The organism is Agrobacterium leguminum (assembly GCF_005144435.2).
GTDB classification, from domain to species: Bacteria; Pseudomonadota; Alphaproteobacteria; order Rhizobiales; family Rhizobiaceae; genus Agrobacterium; species Agrobacterium leguminum.
Genome location: NZ_CP120212.1, coordinates 1866737 through 1884354 on the forward strand (window position 1 = coordinate 1866737; position 17618 = coordinate 1884354).

The following is a 17618-nucleotide window of genomic DNA, read 5'->3' on the forward strand; positions in this document are numbered from 1 at the left end:
CGGGGGCCGGCGTCTGTGATATGGCAATATGGATCAGTTGGTCTTGGCCAGATCGCGTTTCACGGTTTCGGTCAGCGCCAGCAGGGCGACGGCCGAGAGCAGGGCGGAGCCGATCATGTACCAGGCGACGGATGCGCCGCTGCCGGTGGCGGAAAGCAGCCATGTGGTGATGACGGGTGTAAGCGCGCTGCCCAGAACCCCCGAGAGCATATAGGCGATGGACAGGCCGGAATAGCGGACTTTGGTGCCGAAAAGTTCGGCGAGGAAGGTAGCGATCGGGCCGTAATTGGCGGCAAAGGCCGTCATCATCAGCAGGTAGCCCGCAAGTGCGCCGGCAAAGGTGGCGGTATCCATCAGCCAGAACATCGGGAAAGCGACGAGCGCTTCGGCCAGAATGCCGCCGAGAATGACCGGCCGGCGGCCGACCTTGTCGGAAAGCAGGCCGAAGAGCGGCAAAAGGAAAATACACGCCATGCAGGAAATCAGTACGATCACCAGCATCTCGTTGCGGGAGATGTTGAGCGCCTGCGTGCCATAGCTCAGGCCGAAGGCGACGATGAGGTTGAAGGACGATCCGGTGGACATGGTGGCGATGCCGCCGAGAAGGACCGTTTTCCAGGATTTGGAAAGCAGCTCGAAAAAGGGCACGCGCACGGTCGCCTCTTCCGTCTTCACCTTGGCGAAGGACGGCGTTTCGGCGGTGTTGAGCCGAACATAGGCGCCGACGGCGACCAGAAGAATGCTGACGAGGAACGGAATGCGCCAGCCCCAGGAAATCAGGTCCTCGGGCGCCATGGTGAAACCGATGGCAAGGAAAGCGAGGTTGGCGATCAATGTGCCGGCCGGAACGCCGATCTGCACCCAGGAGCCATAAAGGCCGCGTCGATTCTGCGGCGCATGTTCCACCGCCATCAGCACCGCACCGCCCCATTCGCCGCCGAGCGCGAGACCCTGCACGACGCGCAGCGCCAGAAGCAGGATGGGCGCCCAGACGCCGATCTGTTCGTAATTCGGCAGAAGGCCGATGGCGAAGGTCGCGACACCCATCATGACCAGCGAGACGAGCAGCATCGACTTGCGGCCGATCCTGTCACCGAAATGGCCGAAAAGCGCTGCCCCGACGATGCGGGCGAGATAGGCCGAGGCGAAGGTGCCGAAGGCCAGAAGCGTGCCGACGAGTGCATCGAAACTCGGAAAGAAGACCTTGTTGAAGACCAGCGCCGAAGCGGTGGCGAAGACGAAAAGATCGTACCATTCGACGGTGGTGCCGATGACGCTTGCGACGGCGATCCGCCGAACGCCAACCGGCTGTTTCTCGACGGAGCCCACGAGTGCGGTTTCCCCTTGCATGAACATTCCCCTTTATGTTGCTGTGAAGGAAAACGGGGAAACGACGAAGCGGAGCGGCCTCACGCCGAAGGCATGAGATGACGATAGCCATTTCCGGCGGAGCAACCGTTTTCGGTTCTCTCCGTCAGTCCGATATGCTGCGATGTTCCCCTGTTTTGCGCAATGATGGGAAAGCGGGAGGCTCCCGACAAATAGATAATGCAGATTTCTTCCATAGGGCCGCGCTATAGACCAAATCCTGGGCATTTTCGGGCATCGCGGCGCCGTCTATGAATTTTGAAATAGATAATAAAATCAGGGAAATATCGTAGGCGCTGTTTTTCTTTGCCGCTCGGCTGCGCAGTCCCTGCCTGTGTTTTGACCGGCTGAAATTTCTTTTTCGGCCGCAAAGACCGCCACTCTTATTCTAAGTATCGAATCTATCTATTTTTGAATTTTCCGGTTTGGTCTTATCCCCTTTGCCATTCCACGGAGTGAAAAGAGGTCGTCTGCGGGCTGCCGGCTACGCCGGGGCATTGCTGCCGCGAGACCATAACAGGGGACCGAAATGAAGAGATTGAGCAATATCCGGCCGGACATGTCACGCCTTTGGGCGACGCTGATGCGTTCCGCCGAAATCGGCGCGACCGAAAAGGGCGGCCTGAAGCGGCTGGCGCTTTCCGACGAGGATGCGGCGATGCGGCACCAGTTCATTCACTGGTGCGAGGAGGCGGGCCTGACGGTCAGGATCGACGCCGTCGGCAATATCTTCGCCGAACGGGCAGGAACCGATGCGGATGCGAAGCCCGTGCTGGTCGGCAGCCATCTCGACACGCAGGTTCATGGCGGCCGCTTCGACGGTATTCTTGGTGTGCTGGCCGGGCTGGAACTCGTGCGCACGCTGAACGACCATGCGATTGCCACACGCCGGCCGATCACCCTTGTGAACTGGACCAATGAGGAGGGCGCGCGTTTCGAGCCGCCGATGATCGGCTCGGCGGTTTTCACCGGCGCCAAGGCGGCGGAATTCGCCTATTCCCGCAGGGATCGCGATGGCTTTACGCTTGGCGGCGAGCTGGAGCGCATCGGCTTCAAGGGTAAAGACGCGATTTCGGCGGAGGCTTTCGACAGTCTGTTCGAACTGCATATCGAACAGGGGCCACGATTGGAGGCAGCGGCCAAGCAACTCGGCATCGTTACCGGCGCTTTCGGCGTGCGCGGTTTCGTGGTGGAAGTGCACGGCGAGACCGGCCATGTCGGCCCGACGCCGATGCCGGCGCGCAAGAATGCGCTGGTGGGTGCCGCTGAGGTGACGCTGGCGATCAATGAGATCGGCTGGGCCAATCACGAGACCGGCGGCAAGTCCACGACGATGCGCATCAGGGCGGAACCCAATCTCCTCGGTGCGCTGCCGAATTTCGTGGAAATGACCTGCGACATGCGCCACCCCGACGATGCCGTTGTCAGCACCATGTTCGAGGCCTTCAAGGCGAGACTTCCCGAGCTGGAAGAGCGCTCGCGCTGCAAGATCGTCGTCAAGGAAGGCTGGGCCTATGGTGGCATGCATTTCGACGCCGGCTGCATCGAACTCATCCGCAATGCCACCGATGCTTTCGGCTATTCCTCAATGGACCTCCTTACCGAGGCCGGGCATGACGCCATGCATGTCGCCGAATATCTGCCGACGGCGATGATCTTCACGCCGTGCGAGGGCGGTCTTTCCCATAACGAGGCGGAAAACGTCACGATTGCCGACATCGAGCCCGGTGTTAACGTGCTGGTTCAGGCCGTTCTGGAGCGCGCGAACCGCGCGGACTGATGCTGGTGCGCTTTCGCTTTTCTGCGAAGCGCGAAAAGGCTCCAGCACTCTGTTTTAGCGTATTCCCGGCCGGCAGCGCCGGGGTCCGCTTTGGCTGGAAAATGCTTTAAATGGAACGGTGAAAAGCGGGATCGCTTTTCGCCGTTTTCCTATTCGCTCCCCGTTTCCACAAGGGCCGCCGCCGCCTGCGCATCGAAAAGCTCGTTTTCGAAAATAGTCAGGAATGCCCGCTCGGCGCCGCCGAGGTCCATATCGGGGTTGCGAAGAAAATAGGCGTCGGCTCCGAGCGAATCCTGAAGCAGCGGGATCTGCCAAAGCTCGTCTTCCTCAAAGCCGCGCGCCGCATCCAGCGGCAGAATGCCCACGCCGATGCCGGCGATGATCATTCGCCGGACTTCTTCCATATGCGGGCTGGAGCCGACCGTCCATTTGCCGAGCCCCACGCCGTCGCGAAGGGCGATCATCGGTTCCAGCGCGCCGCCTTCCTGGCTGCAGGTGAAGGCCACGAAGGCTTCCTGCCGCAATTCCTCCATGGTGATGTCGCCACGACCGTAAAAGGGATGGGAAGCACCGCAATAAATGCCGAATGTTTCCCTGAGCAGGAATTTGCAGTCCATTCCGGCAAGCGGTTTCGGCAGCAGGCAAATGCCGAATGGGGCCTGTTTCTGGCCGATGGCGCGAACGATATCCTGCGTATTGGCGACATCGATACGGATGGTGACGGATGGATGACGCCGCCGCAACTGGCGCAGCGCCTGATCGAGCTGCGGCAGCACGAGATTGGTGACGATGAGGACACGCACCTGACCCGTCAAATCGTCCGCCTCGGTCGAGAGTTTTTCGCCGATGCGCTCGACCCGCAGGAAAATTTCAGCACATTCCTGACGAAGCATTTCGCCCTGAACCGTCAGCACGAAACGGCGGCTGTCGCGCTGGATCAACTGGCACCCCAGCGTTTCCTCCAGCTTTTGCAGCGCGGCGGTTACCGAGGGCTGGCGCACGAAAAGCCGGTTGGCCGCCCGCGTGATGCTGCCTTCCTCGACAATGACCAGAAAGGTCCGCAGCAGGTTCCAGTTCAGATGCTGGATGCGGGGGGCATAACGTGACAACGATGCGTTCCTCGAATGAATTGCGGTTGCATCTTATAGCTATTTTTTCCGGCGAAAAACGTCCACCGGCTGCAAAGAGTGGCGCTTTTGACCGGGGACGCGATTTTATTCTCCGGCGGGCCTGCGGAAAGCGGCCCGCCACGTCGGCGCGGCCGCGTCAGCCGCCATATTGGTCATCCGTCACCTGTTCCATCCAGTCCACCACCTTGCCGTCCTTGACCTCCTGAAGTGCAATATGGGTCATGGCGACATCGGGTGCTGCCCCGTGCCAGTGCCTTTCGCCCGGTGCGAACCAGACGGTATCGCCGGGGCGGATTTCCTCCACCGGGCCGCCTTCGCGCTGCGCCCGGCCAAAGCCGGAAACCACAATCAGGGTCTGGCCGAGGGGATGGGTGTGCCAGGCGGTGCGGGCGCCGGGTTCGAAGGTGACCTGAGCGCCCTGAACCCGCTCGGCATCAAAGGGGTTGAAGAGGGGATCGATGCGGACCTGCCCCGTGAACCATGCCTCGGGGCCTTTCGCCGATGCCCGTGTTCCTGCGCGCAATATTTCCATTGGTCGTTCTCCTGATGGCTGACTCGAGGCGATTTGAAGCGGGAATCCTCCCATTGTCCACAGTGAAATGAAAACCGATATGATCTGCCGGCCAAGGACGTTTTCCGAAGCTCCGTGCCGCGCCGGTTCCGGCCCATGTCTCGTTTTTTCAAGCCTTTTCCGCAGGTCGGAACAGCTCATCCGCCGCCGTTCCACGCGCTTCGATAAAAATCATTCTCGGGATTGACTCATTTATGAAAACGGTTACATTCGCCGATGTAAACGGTTTCATTTGTTAAAAACCGTGCTTGGAGGAGCAAATTTCATGTTTAGACATTTGATGGCTGCTGCCGCGATGGTGCTGGCGGCGGGCACGTCGGCGCATGCCCAGGAGCAGAGCTTCAAGATCGGTCTTTCCAATTCTTTCGTCGGCAGCGAATGGCGCACGCAGATGATCGAAGAGGCTCAGGCTGCCGCGAAAGCGTGGGGCGAAAAGGGCGTCAAGGTTGAGGTTGTCGTTCAGAGCGGCAATGTTGATGTGCAGGGGCAGATCGGCCATATCCGCAATTTCATGAACCAGGGCGTTGATGCGATCCTCATCAATCCCGGCAGCCCGACGGCCTTCGATCCGATCTTCGCGCAGGCCAAGGCGCGCAATATTCTCGTCATCGCAACCGACGCCGAAGTGTCCTCGAAGGATGCGCTCTATGTCGGCATCGACCAGAAGGCATGGGCGGCGCAATCCGCGCAATGGCTTGCGGATGCGCTGAAGGGCAAGGGAAGCGTCGTCGCCATCAACGGCATTGCCGGCAACCCGGCAAACGAAGCCCGCGTCGCCGGTTATCGGGAAGTGTTCAAGAAATACCCTGACATCAAGGTGCTGAACGAAGCCAATGCGAGCTGGGATCAGGCGCAGGGCCAGCAGGCCATGCAGAACCTGCTCGCCACCTATCCCGATATCAGCGGTGTCTGGGTGCAGGACGGCATGGCGGACGGCGCATGGCGCGCCATCGAAGCCGCCGGCAAGACCAAGGACATTGCCGCGACCGGTGAAATCCGCAAGGACTTCATGACCCGCTGGGAAAAGGAAAAGTTCAATTCCGGCGCTTCGGTCAATCCTCCCGGCGTCATGGCCAGCGCGCTCAACGTCGCTGTCCTGAAGCTGCAGGGCAAGGAATTCAAGGACGGCATTTTCGGCGGCACCTATGGTAACGCCATCTATATTCCGATCCCCTTCGTCAGCAACGACAACCTTGCCGACAACATCAAGGCTGCCGATGGCAAGCCGGGCTACTGGTCCGTCACGGCGACCGTGACGCCGGAACAGGCCGGCGAGTTCTTCAAGTAAGAGCCGTTTCGGGTCGGCGGCGAAAAGCGCCGGCCCGAATCAGAATTTCGAGTGCGGACCGGGCCTTGGTCGGCCGCCTGTGACAAGCATTATTCGGGGACATGCGATGGCGAACGCTTTGGAAGCGGCCGGCATAACGAAGAATTTTGGCGCGGTGCGCGCGCTTTCCGACGGCAGGCTGACGGTTGGTCGCGGTGAAATTCACGCGCTTCTGGGCGCCAATGGCTGCGGCAAGAGCACGCTCTGCAAGATCGTTGCGGGCGCGGTTGCGCCGACCAGCGGCACGATCAGGTTCAATGGCGAAGACGTGCGCTTCAAAAGCCCGCGGGACGCCGAAAATGCCGGTATTGCGCTGTTTTATCAGGAACTCAGCCTCGTTCCGCAGCTTTCCGTCGCCGACAATATTTTCCTCGGCCGAGAGCCGAAACGTGGCATCTTTGTCGACGGCAAGGCGCTGAAGGCCGAAGCGGCGAGACTGATCGCGCTGTTTGACGGCGTGGCTGGCGAAGGGCTGGAGCCGGATGCGATTGTCGGCAATTTGCCGCCCGATCAGCGCCAGCTCGTCGAAATCCTCAAGGTCTTTGCCCAGAATGCCAGCCTGATGATCATGGACGAGGCGACAGCGGCGCTCGACGGCCGCCAGTCCCAGCGCTTTTTCGAGATTCTCCGGGCCAAGAAGGCCGAAGGTGTCTCCACCATCATGATTTCCCATCGTCTCGACGAGGTTTTCGCCGTATGCGACCGCATCACCGTCATGCGCAACGGCGTGACGATTTCCGAACTCGATACGGCAGCCACCACCCGTGAGGCCGTCGTGCATGACATGGTCGGCGATGTTCGGGCCGCTCCTGCCCGTCAGAAAGGGCGTTCGGCTGCTGCGCCGAGCCTGAAGCTGGCGGATGTGGCGGGTGAGGGCGTTCGCGGTGTCACTCTGGAAGCGTATCCGGGCGAAATCGTCGGTCTGGCCGGCCTGCAGGGTCAGGGCCAGTCGGCCTTGCTGAAGGGTCTTTTCGGTGCCAGCCCATTTGCTGCCGGCCAAATCCGGTTTGAGGGTCGTGAAATCACCATCGGCAAGCCGTCGCAGGCGGTTCATAGTGGTTTTGCCTATGTCTCTGGCGACCGTGGCCGTGATGCTTCCCTTCAGGGTCGGTCGATCTTCGAAAATCTCGTTGCGGCGCTGATGGTGCGCGAAAAGATGCGGCTGGTCCGTCCCGCGACGCTGAAGCCGCGCGTGCAGAAGGTCGCGGATGACATGAAGACGAAGTTCGCCGGCCTGGATATGCCGATAGGCACGCTTTCGGGCGGCAACCAGCAGAAAATCTTCATCTCCCGCTGGCTCGCCACCGCACCGAAACTGCTGCTGCTCGACGATCCGACCAAGGGCATCGATCTTGGCGCGAAGGCCGATCTCTTCGCCCTGATGCGGCAGCAGGCCGATGCCGGTGCGACCATCCTTCTTTATTCCTCGGAGGATGCGGAAATCCTCGAATATGCCGACCGCATTCTTGTGTTCAACGGTGGACGCATTTCTGCGGAACTGACCGGAGCCGACATGACATCCGTAAACATGACCCGCGCCGCCTATGGAGATGCCGCATGAGCGCCTCCGGTTTTCTGCGCAGGCAGCCATGGGTCATCACCCTCGTCGTACTGGCGCTTCTCATCGCCGTGAACACGTTTCTGCAGCCCTCCTTCGTTCAGCCCTCCGTGCTGCAATCGAACCTGACGACGTTTCTGCCACTGATCCTGGTGGCCATCGGCCAGACCTATGTCATTCTGGCGGGAGATATCGATCTGTCGGTCGGCAGCATCGTGGCGCTCACCAATGTCGTCACCGTCAGTGTCATCGCAGCACTCGGCGGCACGACAGGCGCCGTCTTCGCCGGCATGGCGGCGGGTGCGGCTGTTGGGCTGCTCTGCGGACTGGTCAATGGCCTCTTCATCTCCGGCCTGCGTTTCCAGCCGATCGTCACCACCTTCGCAACCGGCATCATCTTCGCCGGGCTGGCGATCTGGGTTCTGCCGCAGGCCGGTCTTCCAGTGCCGGAAGCCTATTGGCAGACCTATTCCGGCAGCTTCATCGGCTTGCCCTTCGTGCTGTGGGTGCTGATTGGGGGCATCGCCTTTACCCTCATCGTGTCGCGCATTCCTTTCCACACGCATCTGCTTGCCGTCGGCGGCAATCGCACCGGCGCCTTCCAGACGGGTCTGCGCCTTTCCGGCATCCGCATCGGCGCATATATGATCTCCGGCCTGTTTTCGGCGCTGGCGGCGCTCTGCCTCACCGGTGAGACCGCTTCCGGCGACCCTCTGCTCGGTGCAAGTCTGGCGCTGTCTTCCATCTCGGCCGTGGTTCTGGGCGGCACGGCGCTTTCCGGCGGTTTCGGCAGCTCGACAGGGTCGATTGCCGGCGCGCTGGTGCTGGGCATGATCGGCAATGTGATTTTCTTTGCGGGCCTGCCCTTCGAGTACCAGACACTGGTGCAGGGTTTGATCGTGCTGACGGCGCTGGCCGGCGGTGTTCTGGTGACGAGGCGTTGATATGACCAATCCCGGCTTGCAAATCAAATCCATCGTCACCGATCCCCTGACCATCGCCATTGGTGCATCGGTCTTCCTGCTGCTGGTCGGCGAGTTGTTGTCGCCCGGCTTTGCGCAGGGTTCGCAGATCGTGCGGCTGTTGACGATTGCCGCCATTCTCGGCATCGTCGCGGCGGGGCAGAACCTCGTCATTCTCGGCGGGCGCGAAGGCATCGACCTTTCCGTCGGCGCGATGATCTCGCTCGGCGCCGTCCTTGCCGGCAATATGATGAACGGCCAGAATGTCGGCATTCCGCTCGCCATTCTGGTTGCCGGCGGCATTCCCTTCCTGATCGGCCTGATCAATGGCCTCGGCATTACCTTCGTGCGCATTCCGCCGTTGGTCATGACGCTTGGCATGACGGCGGTAATCCAGGGCGGGCTGGTCGTTTATTCGCAGGGTGTTCCCTCCGGTGCTGCGGCCCCCTTGCTGGCAGGTTTCATCAACCGGCCGCTCATTTTCGGCATTCCCGGTGTGCTTTTCGTCTGGCTGGGCATTGCCGCAATCATGCTGTTCGTGCTGCGCCGCACGGCCTTCGGTTTCGCCATCTACGCCATCGGCTCGAACGAGCGGGCGGCGACGCTCACCGGATTGCCGGTTTCCCTGATCCGCACGCTGCTTTACGGGCTTTCCGGCCTGTTTGCCGGGCTGACCGGGGTGTGCGTGATCGGTTACACCGGCACCTCCTTCATCTCCGTCGGCGACCAATATGTGCTTCCGTCGATCATCGCGGTCGTCATCGGCGGCACCTCGCTTGCCGGCGGCGCGGGCGGATATGTCGGAACCATGGCCGGGGCGGTTGCGCTCACCATTCTGCAAAGCGTACTGATAACGCTCAACCTCGATGTATGGGCACGGCAGATCATATTCGGTGTCACGTTGCTAGCGCTGATGCTGCTTTATGGCCGCCAAAAGCAGTTGCGTGTGTGACAGATGAGCAAAGACCAAGGTTCGAATATCAGGGAAGTGGCAGCTCTTGCGGGCGTTTCCATCGCGACCGTATCGCGGGCGCTGCAGCAACCCGACAAGGTTCGCCCGGAAACCCGCAAGAAGGTTTTCGACGCCGTGCGGCAGGCCAACTTCGTTCCCAATGCGCAGGCGGCAAGTTTCCGCCGCCAATCCAACAACACTGTCATCCTTCTCGTTCGCGATATCGGCAACCCGTTTTATCTCGAAATCTACAAGGGTGTTGAGGAAGCGGCGGGCGAAGCGGGCTTCAAGGTGCTGATGGGCGATGCCCGCAACGACGAGAACCGCGTGGCGACCCATATCGACATGGTGCGCCAGAAACATGCCGACGGCCTGATCCTGATGACCGGCCAGTTTCCCGCCGAGCTTCTCGATCAGGGCGACGCGCTGCCGCCGATTGTCATCGCGTCGGAAACGGTACCCGGCCTCGCGCTGCCGACCGTCAAGGTGGACAACCGCGCCGCCTCCAAAAACGCCATGCGCCACCTCATCGAGGCGGGACATCAAAGGATTGTGCATCTGGCCGGTCCGGTCCCGGAAAGTCTGGCGCAGGAGCGTTTCGATGGTTATCGCGCGGCACTTGCCGAAGCCGGCATCGCTTATGCCGACGAACTTGTCGTGACGGGCGATTACAGCATCGAGGCCGGCCGTCAGGCAATTGGCAGCCTTCTCGAAGGCGGTATTGCCTTCACCGCGATCTTCGCATCGAGCGACCAGATGGCGATTGGCGCGATCAGCGAGTTGCGTGCGCGCGGCGTTTCGGTTCCGGCCGATGTCTCCGTTATCGGCTTCGACGACATCATTTTCGCCAATGCTTTCGAGCCGCCGCTGACCACGGTGCGCCAGCCCCGGCAGGAAATGGGCCGCAGGGCGATGGCGCTGATGGTCGACCGGCTGAACGGCAAACGCACGGCCGAGACCATCGTGCTGGATACGGAACTGGTGGTGCGCGGTTCAGTCGCGTCCTGCCGCCCGCCGCATCGGTAGCGGCCAGACTGTGAATGCAAGGAGTGTAAGGACATGAAGACGATCAAAGGCCCGGCGATTTTCCTCGCGCAATTTGTCGGGGACAAGGCCCCCTTCGACACGCTCGACAATCTCGGCCAATGGGCGGCTTCCCTCGGTTACAAGGGCATTCAGGTGCCGACCGATCCCAGGCTCTTCGATCTTGAGAAGGCTGCTGCATCCAAGACCTATTGCGACGATATCAAGGGCCGGCTTGCCGAGATGGGTATCGAGATCACCGAGCTTTCGACCCATATTCAGGGCCAGCTCGTCGCCGTTCACCCGGCCTATGACGAAATGTTCGACGGTTTTGCACCCGCTGAACTGCGCGGCAAACCCAGGGCGCGGCAGGAATGGGCGGTCAACCAGCTGAAATATGCGGCGAAAGCCTCGCAGCATCTTGGCCTCAAAAGCCACGCCACCTTCTCCGGCGCACTCGCCTGGCCCTTCGTTTACCCATGGCCGCAGCGCCCGGCAGGCCTCGTCGAACTGGCATTTGCGGAGCTGGGCAAACGCTGGACCCCCATTCTCGATGCCTTCGAGGAGAGCGGCGTCGATCTCTGCTATGAGCTGCATCCCGGCGAGGATCTGCATGACGGCATCACTTTCGAGCGTTTCCTCGAGGCTACCGGCAATCACCTGCGCGCCAACATCCTCTACGATCCCTCCCACTTCGTCCTTCAGGCGATGGATTATCTCTATTTCATCGACATCTACCACGAGCGCATCCGCGCCTTTCACGTGAAGGATGCCGAATTCAATCCGACCGGCCGTTCCGGCGTTTATGGCGGTTATCAAGGCTGGGTCGACCGGCCGGGACGTTTCCGCTCGCTCGGCGACGGGCATGTCGATTTCGGCGCGGTGTTTTCCAAGCTCACCCAATATGACTTCGATGGCTGGGCGGTGCTGGAGTGGGAATGCGCGCTGAAGCATCCGGAAGACGGCGCGCGCGAAGGCGCCGGCTTCATAGAAAACCACATCATCCGCGTGACCGAACGGGCTTTCGACGATTTCGCCAAAAGCGGTGTCGATGATGCCGCCAATCGTCGCCTTCTCGGTCTCTGAAAGGAAACATCATGTCCTCCGCAACAGCAAAATTCGATAGCCGCCGTATTCGTCTCGGCATGGTCGGTGGCGGTCAGGGCGCCTTCATCGGGGCGGTGCATCGCATCGCGGCCCGGCTGGATGACCGTTACGAACTGGTGGCCGGCGCGCTTTCCTCCGATCCCGCACGCGCTAACGCTTCGGCAACCCTGCTCGGCATTGCGCCTGAGCGTTCCTATGCCTCGTTCGAGGACATGGCGGCGGCCGAGGCCGGACGCGAGGACGGTATCGAGGCAGTCGCCATCGTCACGCCGAACCATCTGCATTTCGCCCCGTCCAAGGCCTTTCTCGAAGCCGGCATCCACGTCATCTGCGACAAGCCGGTTACCGCGACGTTGGAGGAAGCAAAGGCACTGGCCGAGATCGTCAGGGCATCCGACAGCCTGTTCGTCCTGACGCATAATTACACCGGCTACGCGATGCTGCGGCAGATGCGGGAAATGGTGGCGAGTGGCGAAATCGGCAAGCTGCGCCATGTTCAGGCCGAATATGCACAGGACTGGCTGACCGAAGCCGTTGAAAAGACCGGCGCAAAGGGGGCGGAATGGCGCACGGACCCCAGCCGTTCCGGCGCGGGCGGAGCAATCGGCGACATCGGCACGCACGCTTTCAACGCTGCCGCCTTTGTGACGGGTGAAATCCCCGCAAGCCTTTATGCCGATTTGACCTCTTTCGTTCCTGGCCGGCAGCTGGATGACAGCGCCAATATTCTGCTTCGTTATGCAAGCGGCGCGAAAGGCATGCTCTGGGCAAGCCAGATCGCGGTCGGCAATGAAAACGCCCTGTCGCTGCGGGTCTATGGCGACAAGGGTGGGCTTGAATGGCACCACCGGGTGCCGGATGAGCTGTGGTTCACGCCTTATGGCGAGCCGAAGCGGCTGATCACCCGCAATGGCGCGGGTGCAGGCGCTGCCGCCAACCGCGTCAGCCGCGTGCCATCAGGGCACCCGGAAGGATATCTCGAGGGTTTTGCGACGATCTACCGCGAAGCCGCAGATGCAATCATCGCAAAGAGGGAGGGAAAAACGGCCGCCGGGGATGTGATTTATCCCGGCATAGAGGACGGCCTTGCGGGTCTCGCATTCATCGATGCGGCCGTTCGGTCCAGTCGGACCTCGTCCTGGGTCGGGATCGACATCTAGCTCACCCAATATCGGGGACGGACGACGCAGGGCACAGGAGGCGGTGCCCGGCATGACCCGGCCAGACGGCCGGGAAAAGCAAGGGCACGCGTGTCGTCATATTGATCAAACGGAAAGGGAGTTACGCGTTTGAAAACGTTCAAGTCAAAATTCGCTGGCATGGCATTCGTCGTCGGACTTGCGGCCGGTTTCGCAAATCCGGTTTTCGCCGATGACAGCAAGGTGCTGCCGATTGCCGCGCAGATGTACACGCTGCGCAATTCCGGAACGCTGGAGGAGCAGCTTGCCATCCTCAACCGCGCCGGCGTCTCCGCCGTGGAAACGGTGGATATGCAGAAGGTCAGCGCCGGCGAACTGAACACGCTGCTGGAAAAGCACAAGATCAAGGTCATTTCCTCGCATGTGCCGATCGACAAGTTGCGCGGCAATCTCGATGAAGTCATCACCGAGCAGAAGGCCGTCGGCAATCCCGTCGTTACCGTGCCGTTCCTGAAGCCGGAAGACCGCCCGAAGGACGCTGCCGGCTGGACCGCCTTCGGCAAGGAGCTTGGCGGTTACGCGGACAAGCTTTCGGCGGCGGGCCTCTCCATGGCCTATCACAACCACGACTTCGAGATGGTCAAATTCGACGGCAAGACGGCGCTGGAACTGCTGCTCGACGCGGCAGGCCCGAAACTGCAGGCCGAAGTCGATGTCGCCTGGGTGGCGCGCAGCGGCAATGATCCGGCCGAATTCCTCGGCACCTTGAAGGGCAAGGTTTTTGCCATCCACGCCAAGGACAACGCGCCTGCGGGCACGGCGGAAAATGAGCGCGGCTTTGCGACGCTCGGCACCGGCGTTCTCGACTGGAAGACAATTCTGCCGGCGGCCAAACATGCCGGCGCAAAATGGTTCATCCTTGAGCACGATCTTCCGCTCGATGCCGAAGCGGTGGTGACCAAGGGCAACGCGTTCCTCAACGAACGCCTGCCGACCATTCAGTAAACACTGCCAGTAAAACCAGAACCGCTCCCCGGCGGCCGGTTTCGGCGGGGAGCATGAGGTTCGACAGACGCATGACCAGTTTCCGCCGCGTCGCGACGGGAAGCGCTTTGCTCTGTCGTTTTTTCAAGCACATATCGGAGGAGTTATCATGGCAGACAATCATTATGACGCGATTGTTGTCGGCTCGGGCATCAGTGGAGGCTGGGCCGCAAAGGAACTCACGCAAAAGGGCCTGAAGGTCCTGATGCTGGAGCGCGGCCGGAATATCGAGCACGTCACCGACTATCAGAATGCCGACAAGGAAGCCTGGGATTATCCCCATCGCAACCGCGCCACGCAGGAGATGAAGGCGAAATACCCCGTTCTCAGCCGCGATTACCTGCTGGAAGAGGCGACGCTCGGCATGTGGGCCGATGAGCAGGAAACGCCCTATGTCGAGGAAAAGCGCTTCGACTGGTTCCGTGGTTACCATGTCGGCGGTCGCTCGTTGCTTTGGGGCCGCCAGACTTATCGCTGGTCGCAGATCGATTTCGAGGCCAATGCGAAAGACGGTATCGCGGTCGACTGGCCGATCCGCTATGAAGACGTCTCCCCCTGGTATGACTATGTCGAACGCTTTGCCGGCATTTCCGGCAGCCGCGAGGGGCTGGACATTCTTCCCGATGGCGAATTCCTGCCGCCCATTCCGCTCAATTTCGTGGAACAGGATGTGGCCAGCCGGCTGAAGAAGGCGTTCAAGGGCACGCGCCACCTCATCAATTCACGCTGCGCCAACATCACCCAGGAACTTCCCGATCAGGAGCGCACGCGCTGTCAGTTCCGCAACAAGTGTCGGCTGGGCTGTCCCTTCGGCGGCTATTTCAGCACGCAGGCATCCACCCTGCCTGCGGCAGTCGCCACCGGCAATCTCACGCTCAGGCCTTTCTCCATCGTCAAGGAAATCCTCTACGACAAGGACAAGAAGAAGGCTCGTGGCGTCGAGATCATCGATGCCGAAACCAACCTGACCTACGAATATACCGCCGACATCATCTTCCTCAACGCCTCGACGCTGAACTCGACATGGGTGCTGATGAACTCGGCCACCGATGTCTGGGAAGGCGGCCTCGGCAGCAGCTCCGGCGAACTCGGCCACAACGTGATGGACCACCATTTCCGCATGGGCGCGACCGGCCAGGTGGAAGGCTTCGAGGACTTCTATTTCAAGGGCCGCCGTCCGGCAGGCTTCTACATTCCGCGTTTCCGCAATACCGGCGACGACAAGCGCAAATATCTGCGCGGTTTCGGCTATCAGGGTTCTGCCAGCCGTTCGCGCTGGGAGCGGGAGATCGCCGAACTCAATATCGGCGCCGACTACAAGGAGGCGCTGACCGAGCCGGGCGGCTGGACCATCGGCATGACTGCCTTCGGAGAAATGCTGCCTTATCACGACAACCGCGTGAAGCTCGATCATGACAAGAAGGACAAATGGGGCCTGCCGGTCCTCTCCATGAATGTCGAGATGAAGCAGAACGAACTCGACATGCGCGAAGACATGGTCAATGACGCCGTCGAGATGTTCGAGGCGGTCGGCATCAAGAACGTCAAGCCCTCGCGGGGCAGTTATGCCCCCGGTATGGGTATTCACGAAATGGGAACGGCCCGCATGGGGCGCGACCCGAAAACCTCCGTCCTCAACGGCAACAACCAGGTCTGGGATGCGCAGAACGTCTTCGTGACTGACGGCGCCTGCATGACTTCGGCCTCCTGCGTCAACCCGTCTTTGACCTATATGGCGCTGACGGCGCGTGCCGCCGATTTTGCCGTTTCCGAACGCAAGAAGGGGAACCTGTGATGAACAGACGCGAACTGCTGAAACTGATAGCCATTGCCACCGGCCTTCCGCTGATCGGCGCGGATGTCCTCACGGCTGCCGAAAACGCCGCCAAGCCCGCCGGCGCTGCCCACGTCTTCACCCCGGAGGAAATCCGCTTTCTGGACGAGGTGGCGGAAACCATCATTCCCCGCACCTCCACGCCGGGGGCGAAGGATGCCGAAGTGGGTGCCTTCATGGCCGTCTATGCGGCTGATTGTTACACCGACGAGCAGCGGACACTCTTCCTTTCGGCGATTTCCGAAATCGAGAAGCGCAGTCAGGCCGAACACAAAAAGGCCTTTCTGGAGCTGACGCCGGAACAGCGGCAGGCGCTGCTTGCCGCGCTGGACAAGCAGGCGAAGGCGGAACAAACGCCGGCAAAGCCGCACGCCTTCACGCTGGTCAAGCAGTTGACGCTGCTTGGTTTCTTCACCTCGAAGATCGGCGCCACGGAAGTTCTCGTCTACGACGAGATTCCCGGCGGTTTCGAAGACCGCGTTCCATACAAGAAGGGCACGCCCGCCTGGGGCACGACCTGAAGAGAGAACTGTTGGCCCGTCCGCATTCGCGGGCGGGCCACACTCAAGCGGCAAGACAAGGATGACACGATGCGCAAGACAATCATCATCGCGGCGGCTATGCTGACCGCAAGCACCGTTCCCGCTCTTTCTGAGGGCGATGTTGCCAAGGGGGAGGCGGTGTTCAAGCGCTGTTCCGCCTGTCACGCCATAGGCGAGGGCGCGAAAAACAGGGTCGGCCCGCAGCTTAACGGCATCATCGGCCGTGCGGCAGGCGGCGTGCCTGACTATACTTATTCGGCTGCGATGAAAAAAGCGGGCGAGGACGGTCTCGTCTGGACACCGGAAGAATTGCGGGATTTCCTGAGCGCGCCCAAAAAGAAAATACCCGGCAACAAGATGGCGCTGGCCGGCATCAGCAAGCCGGAAGATCTGGACAATCTCATCGCCTATATCGAAAGCGCCGCTTCGAAGCCCGCTGAGTGAGAGCAGCACGGCTGCCCGGTGGAAGTAAAGCTCCTGGCGAAGGTCAGGCGCCTGCGCGCTACACCTGGCTCACTTCGCCTTCCGCCAGCTGGGCGAGGCCCGGCAGATTGCAGACCAGAAGCTTCTGCCGCCCGCCCTGCACCAGCCCCTTGCTCTCCCAACTGCTGAGGATGCGGGAAACGGTGTGCAGTGTCGTGCCGGTCATTTCGGCTATATCCTGTCGCGAGATCGGAAAGTCGATGCGGATACCGTCCAGCTCCTTGCGGCCCGCCTGTTGGGAGAGGCGCAGCACGGCGTGGGCCACCCGGCGCTCCACTTCCTGCGTCGACATTTCGCGGATGCGCGTATGGGCTTCCTCGAGGCGCTGGCCGATGGTCTGCATGGCGGAGACGGCGAGATGCGGGTTCTGCTCGACGAATTGCGGCCAGAGGTCCGTCTGCCAGGACAGTATGACGCTTTCCGCAGCCGTCGTGGCGGTGCCGGGATAATCGGACCGTTGCAGCGCCCGGGCGAAACCGAAGAGATCGCCGGGATGCACCACGCGCACGATGATCTGCTGGCCGTCATGGGTCACCTGCGTCACCTTCAGGCGGCCGTGGATGAGCAGGAAGAAATGCGTGGCCGGCTGGCCCTGCTCGAAAATGGCTTCGCCCGGCGGCACCAGCCGGGATGTGGCGTGGGTCAGCAGTCCGTCCAGCTCATCGTCGGCCATCTTGGCAAACAAGGCCAGCGACCGGATGACGCTTCGGTCAATCTTCACTTGCACCCTCTCCGGTGATTGGCCGCCGCCCTGGTTCCCGCAATGGGCACCCCGGGTGTCGGCCTCTTCTGTATCCT

General features: G+C 61.1%; 16 protein-coding genes. 12 read left to right on the forward strand and 4 right to left on the reverse strand.

Annotated elements, in window-relative coordinates; all coding sequences use genetic code 11:
• Positions 1 to 33: 33 nt before the first annotated feature.
• Positions 34 to 1350 (reverse strand): MFS transporter, encoded by a 1317-nt coding sequence (locus CFBP4996_RS23095; protein WP_233283611.1) that lies wholly within the window; start codon positions 1348 to 1350, stop codon positions 34 to 36.
• Between the two features lie 547 nt (positions 1351 to 1897).
• Here CFBP4996_RS23095 and CFBP4996_RS23100 point away from each other — a divergent pair.
• Positions 1898 to 3148, forward strand: coding sequence for a Zn-dependent hydrolase (locus tag CFBP4996_RS23100; RefSeq protein WP_080853656.1), 1251 nt, complete (start codon positions 1898 to 1900; stop codon positions 3146 to 3148).
• Between the two features lie 149 nt (positions 3149 to 3297).
• Here CFBP4996_RS23100 and CFBP4996_RS23105 read toward each other — a convergent pair whose 3' ends face one another.
• Together CFBP4996_RS23105 and CFBP4996_RS23110 are read right to left on the reverse strand one after the other, a co-directional pair.
• On the reverse strand, positions 3298 to 4257 hold the full coding sequence (locus CFBP4996_RS23105) for a LysR family transcriptional regulator (RefSeq protein WP_020811089.1): 960 nt from the start codon (positions 4255 to 4257) through the stop codon (positions 3298 to 3300).
• 157 nt (positions 4258 to 4414) lie between these two features.
• The gene (locus CFBP4996_RS23110) at positions 4415 to 4810 is read right to left on the reverse strand and encodes a (R)-mandelonitrile lyase (RefSeq protein WP_080853655.1); all 396 of its coding nucleotides are present in this window, start codon (positions 4808 to 4810) and stop codon (positions 4415 to 4417) included.
• 304 nt (positions 4811 to 5114) lie between these two features.
• On the opposite strand from CFBP4996_RS23110, the gene CFBP4996_RS23115 reads away from it, so the two are divergent.
• From CFBP4996_RS23115 to CFBP4996_RS23165, 11 genes are all read left to right on the forward strand, one after another.
• Positions 5115 to 6137 carry a substrate-binding domain-containing protein gene (locus CFBP4996_RS23115; protein WP_003522041.1) on the forward strand — a complete coding sequence of 341 codons (1023 nt, stop codon included), beginning with the start codon at positions 5115 to 5117 and terminating at the stop codon, positions 6135 to 6137.
• 106 nt (positions 6138 to 6243) lie between these two features.
• The gene (locus tag CFBP4996_RS23120; RefSeq protein ID WP_080853654.1) at positions 6244 to 7737 is read left to right on the forward strand and encodes a sugar ABC transporter ATP-binding protein; all 1494 of its coding nucleotides are present in this window, start codon (positions 6244 to 6246) and stop codon (positions 7735 to 7737) included.
• A complete protein-coding gene (locus tag CFBP4996_RS23125; RefSeq protein ID WP_080853653.1) occupies positions 7734 to 8678 on the forward strand; it encodes an ABC transporter permease in 945 nt (314 codons plus the stop codon). The genes CFBP4996_RS23120 and CFBP4996_RS23125 overlap by 4 nt, the downstream gene beginning before the upstream one ends.
• Position 8679: 1 nt before the next feature.
• Complete coding sequence (locus CFBP4996_RS23130) at positions 8680 to 9648, forward strand: ABC transporter permease (protein ID WP_080853652.1); 969 nt, start codon at positions 8680 to 8682, stop codon at positions 9646 to 9648.
• Positions 9649 to 9651: 3 nt separating this feature from the next.
• Positions 9652 to 10674 carry a LacI family DNA-binding transcriptional regulator gene (locus CFBP4996_RS23135; RefSeq protein WP_137396295.1) on the forward strand — a complete coding sequence of 341 codons (1023 nt, stop codon included), beginning with the start codon at positions 9652 to 9654 and terminating at the stop codon, positions 10672 to 10674.
• Positions 10675 to 10707: 33 nt separating this feature from the next.
• Complete coding sequence (locus tag CFBP4996_RS23140) at positions 10708 to 11757, forward strand: sugar phosphate isomerase/epimerase family protein (RefSeq protein ID WP_080853650.1); 1050 nt, start codon at positions 10708 to 10710, stop codon at positions 11755 to 11757.
• A gap of 11 nt (positions 11758 to 11768) precedes the next feature.
• Positions 11769 to 12938, forward strand: coding sequence for a Gfo/Idh/MocA family protein (locus CFBP4996_RS23145; protein ID WP_080853649.1), 1170 nt, complete (start codon positions 11769 to 11771; stop codon positions 12936 to 12938).
• Between the two features lie 129 nt (positions 12939 to 13067).
• Positions 13068 to 13922 (forward strand): sugar phosphate isomerase/epimerase family protein, encoded by an 855-nt coding sequence (locus tag CFBP4996_RS23150; RefSeq protein WP_162936031.1) that lies wholly within the window; start codon positions 13068 to 13070, stop codon positions 13920 to 13922.
• 148 nt (positions 13923 to 14070) lie between these two features.
• Positions 14071 to 15756, forward strand: coding sequence for a GMC oxidoreductase (locus CFBP4996_RS23155; protein ID WP_080853647.1), 1686 nt, complete (start codon positions 14071 to 14073; stop codon positions 15754 to 15756).
• Positions 15756 to 16316, forward strand: coding sequence for a gluconate 2-dehydrogenase subunit 3 family protein (locus CFBP4996_RS23160; RefSeq protein WP_080853646.1), 561 nt, complete (start codon positions 15756 to 15758; stop codon positions 16314 to 16316). Before CFBP4996_RS23155 ends, CFBP4996_RS23160 begins: the two co-directional genes overlap by 1 nt.
• A gap of 69 nt (positions 16317 to 16385) precedes the next feature.
• On the forward strand, positions 16386 to 16781 hold the full coding sequence (locus tag CFBP4996_RS23165) for a c-type cytochrome (RefSeq protein ID WP_080853645.1): 396 nt from the start codon (positions 16386 to 16388) through the stop codon (positions 16779 to 16781).
• A gap of 58 nt (positions 16782 to 16839) precedes the next feature.
• Here CFBP4996_RS23165 and CFBP4996_RS23170 read toward each other — a convergent pair whose 3' ends face one another.
• Positions 16840 to 17541, reverse strand: a complete 702-nt coding sequence (locus tag CFBP4996_RS23170) for a Crp/Fnr family transcriptional regulator (RefSeq protein WP_078053290.1) — start codon at positions 17539 to 17541, stop codon at positions 16840 to 16842.
• Positions 17542 to 17618 lie beyond the last annotated feature (77 nt).

What these genes read in the sequence shown, in the direction of transcription:
- CFBP4996_RS23095 (WP_233283611.1), bottom strand. Translation starts at nt 1,350, where the DNA reads ATGCAAGGGGAAACCGCACTCGTGGGCTCCGTCGAGAAACAGCCGGTT.
- CFBP4996_RS23100 (WP_080853656.1), top strand. Translation starts at nt 1,898, where the DNA reads ATGAAGAGATTGAGCAATATCCGGCCGGACATGTCACGCCTTTGGGCG.
- CFBP4996_RS23110 (WP_080853655.1), bottom strand. Translation starts at nt 4,810, where the DNA reads ATGGAAATATTGCGCGCAGGAACACGGGCATCGGCGAAAGGCCCCGAG.
- CFBP4996_RS23115 (WP_003522041.1), top strand. Translation starts at nt 5,115, where the DNA reads ATGTTTAGACATTTGATGGCTGCTGCCGCGATGGTGCTGGCGGCGGGC.
- CFBP4996_RS23120 (WP_080853654.1), top strand. Translation starts at nt 6,244, where the DNA reads ATGGCGAACGCTTTGGAAGCGGCCGGCATAACGAAGAATTTTGGCGCG.
- CFBP4996_RS23125 (WP_080853653.1), top strand. Translation starts at nt 7,734, where the DNA reads ATGAGCGCCTCCGGTTTTCTGCGCAGGCAGCCATGGGTCATCACCCTC.
- CFBP4996_RS23130 (WP_080853652.1), top strand. Translation starts at nt 8,680, where the DNA reads ATGACCAATCCCGGCTTGCAAATCAAATCCATCGTCACCGATCCCCTG.
- CFBP4996_RS23135 (WP_137396295.1), top strand. Translation starts at nt 9,652, where the DNA reads ATGAGCAAAGACCAAGGTTCGAATATCAGGGAAGTGGCAGCTCTTGCG.
- CFBP4996_RS23140 (WP_080853650.1), top strand. Translation starts at nt 10,708, where the DNA reads ATGAAGACGATCAAAGGCCCGGCGATTTTCCTCGCGCAATTTGTCGGG.
- CFBP4996_RS23145 (WP_080853649.1), top strand. Translation starts at nt 11,769, where the DNA reads ATGTCCTCCGCAACAGCAAAATTCGATAGCCGCCGTATTCGTCTCGGC.
- CFBP4996_RS23155 (WP_080853647.1), top strand. Translation starts at nt 14,071, where the DNA reads ATGGCAGACAATCATTATGACGCGATTGTTGTCGGCTCGGGCATCAGT.
- CFBP4996_RS23160 (WP_080853646.1), top strand. Translation starts at nt 15,756, where the DNA reads ATGAACAGACGCGAACTGCTGAAACTGATAGCCATTGCCACCGGCCTT.
- CFBP4996_RS23165 (WP_080853645.1), top strand. Translation starts at nt 16,386, where the DNA reads ATGCGCAAGACAATCATCATCGCGGCGGCTATGCTGACCGCAAGCACC.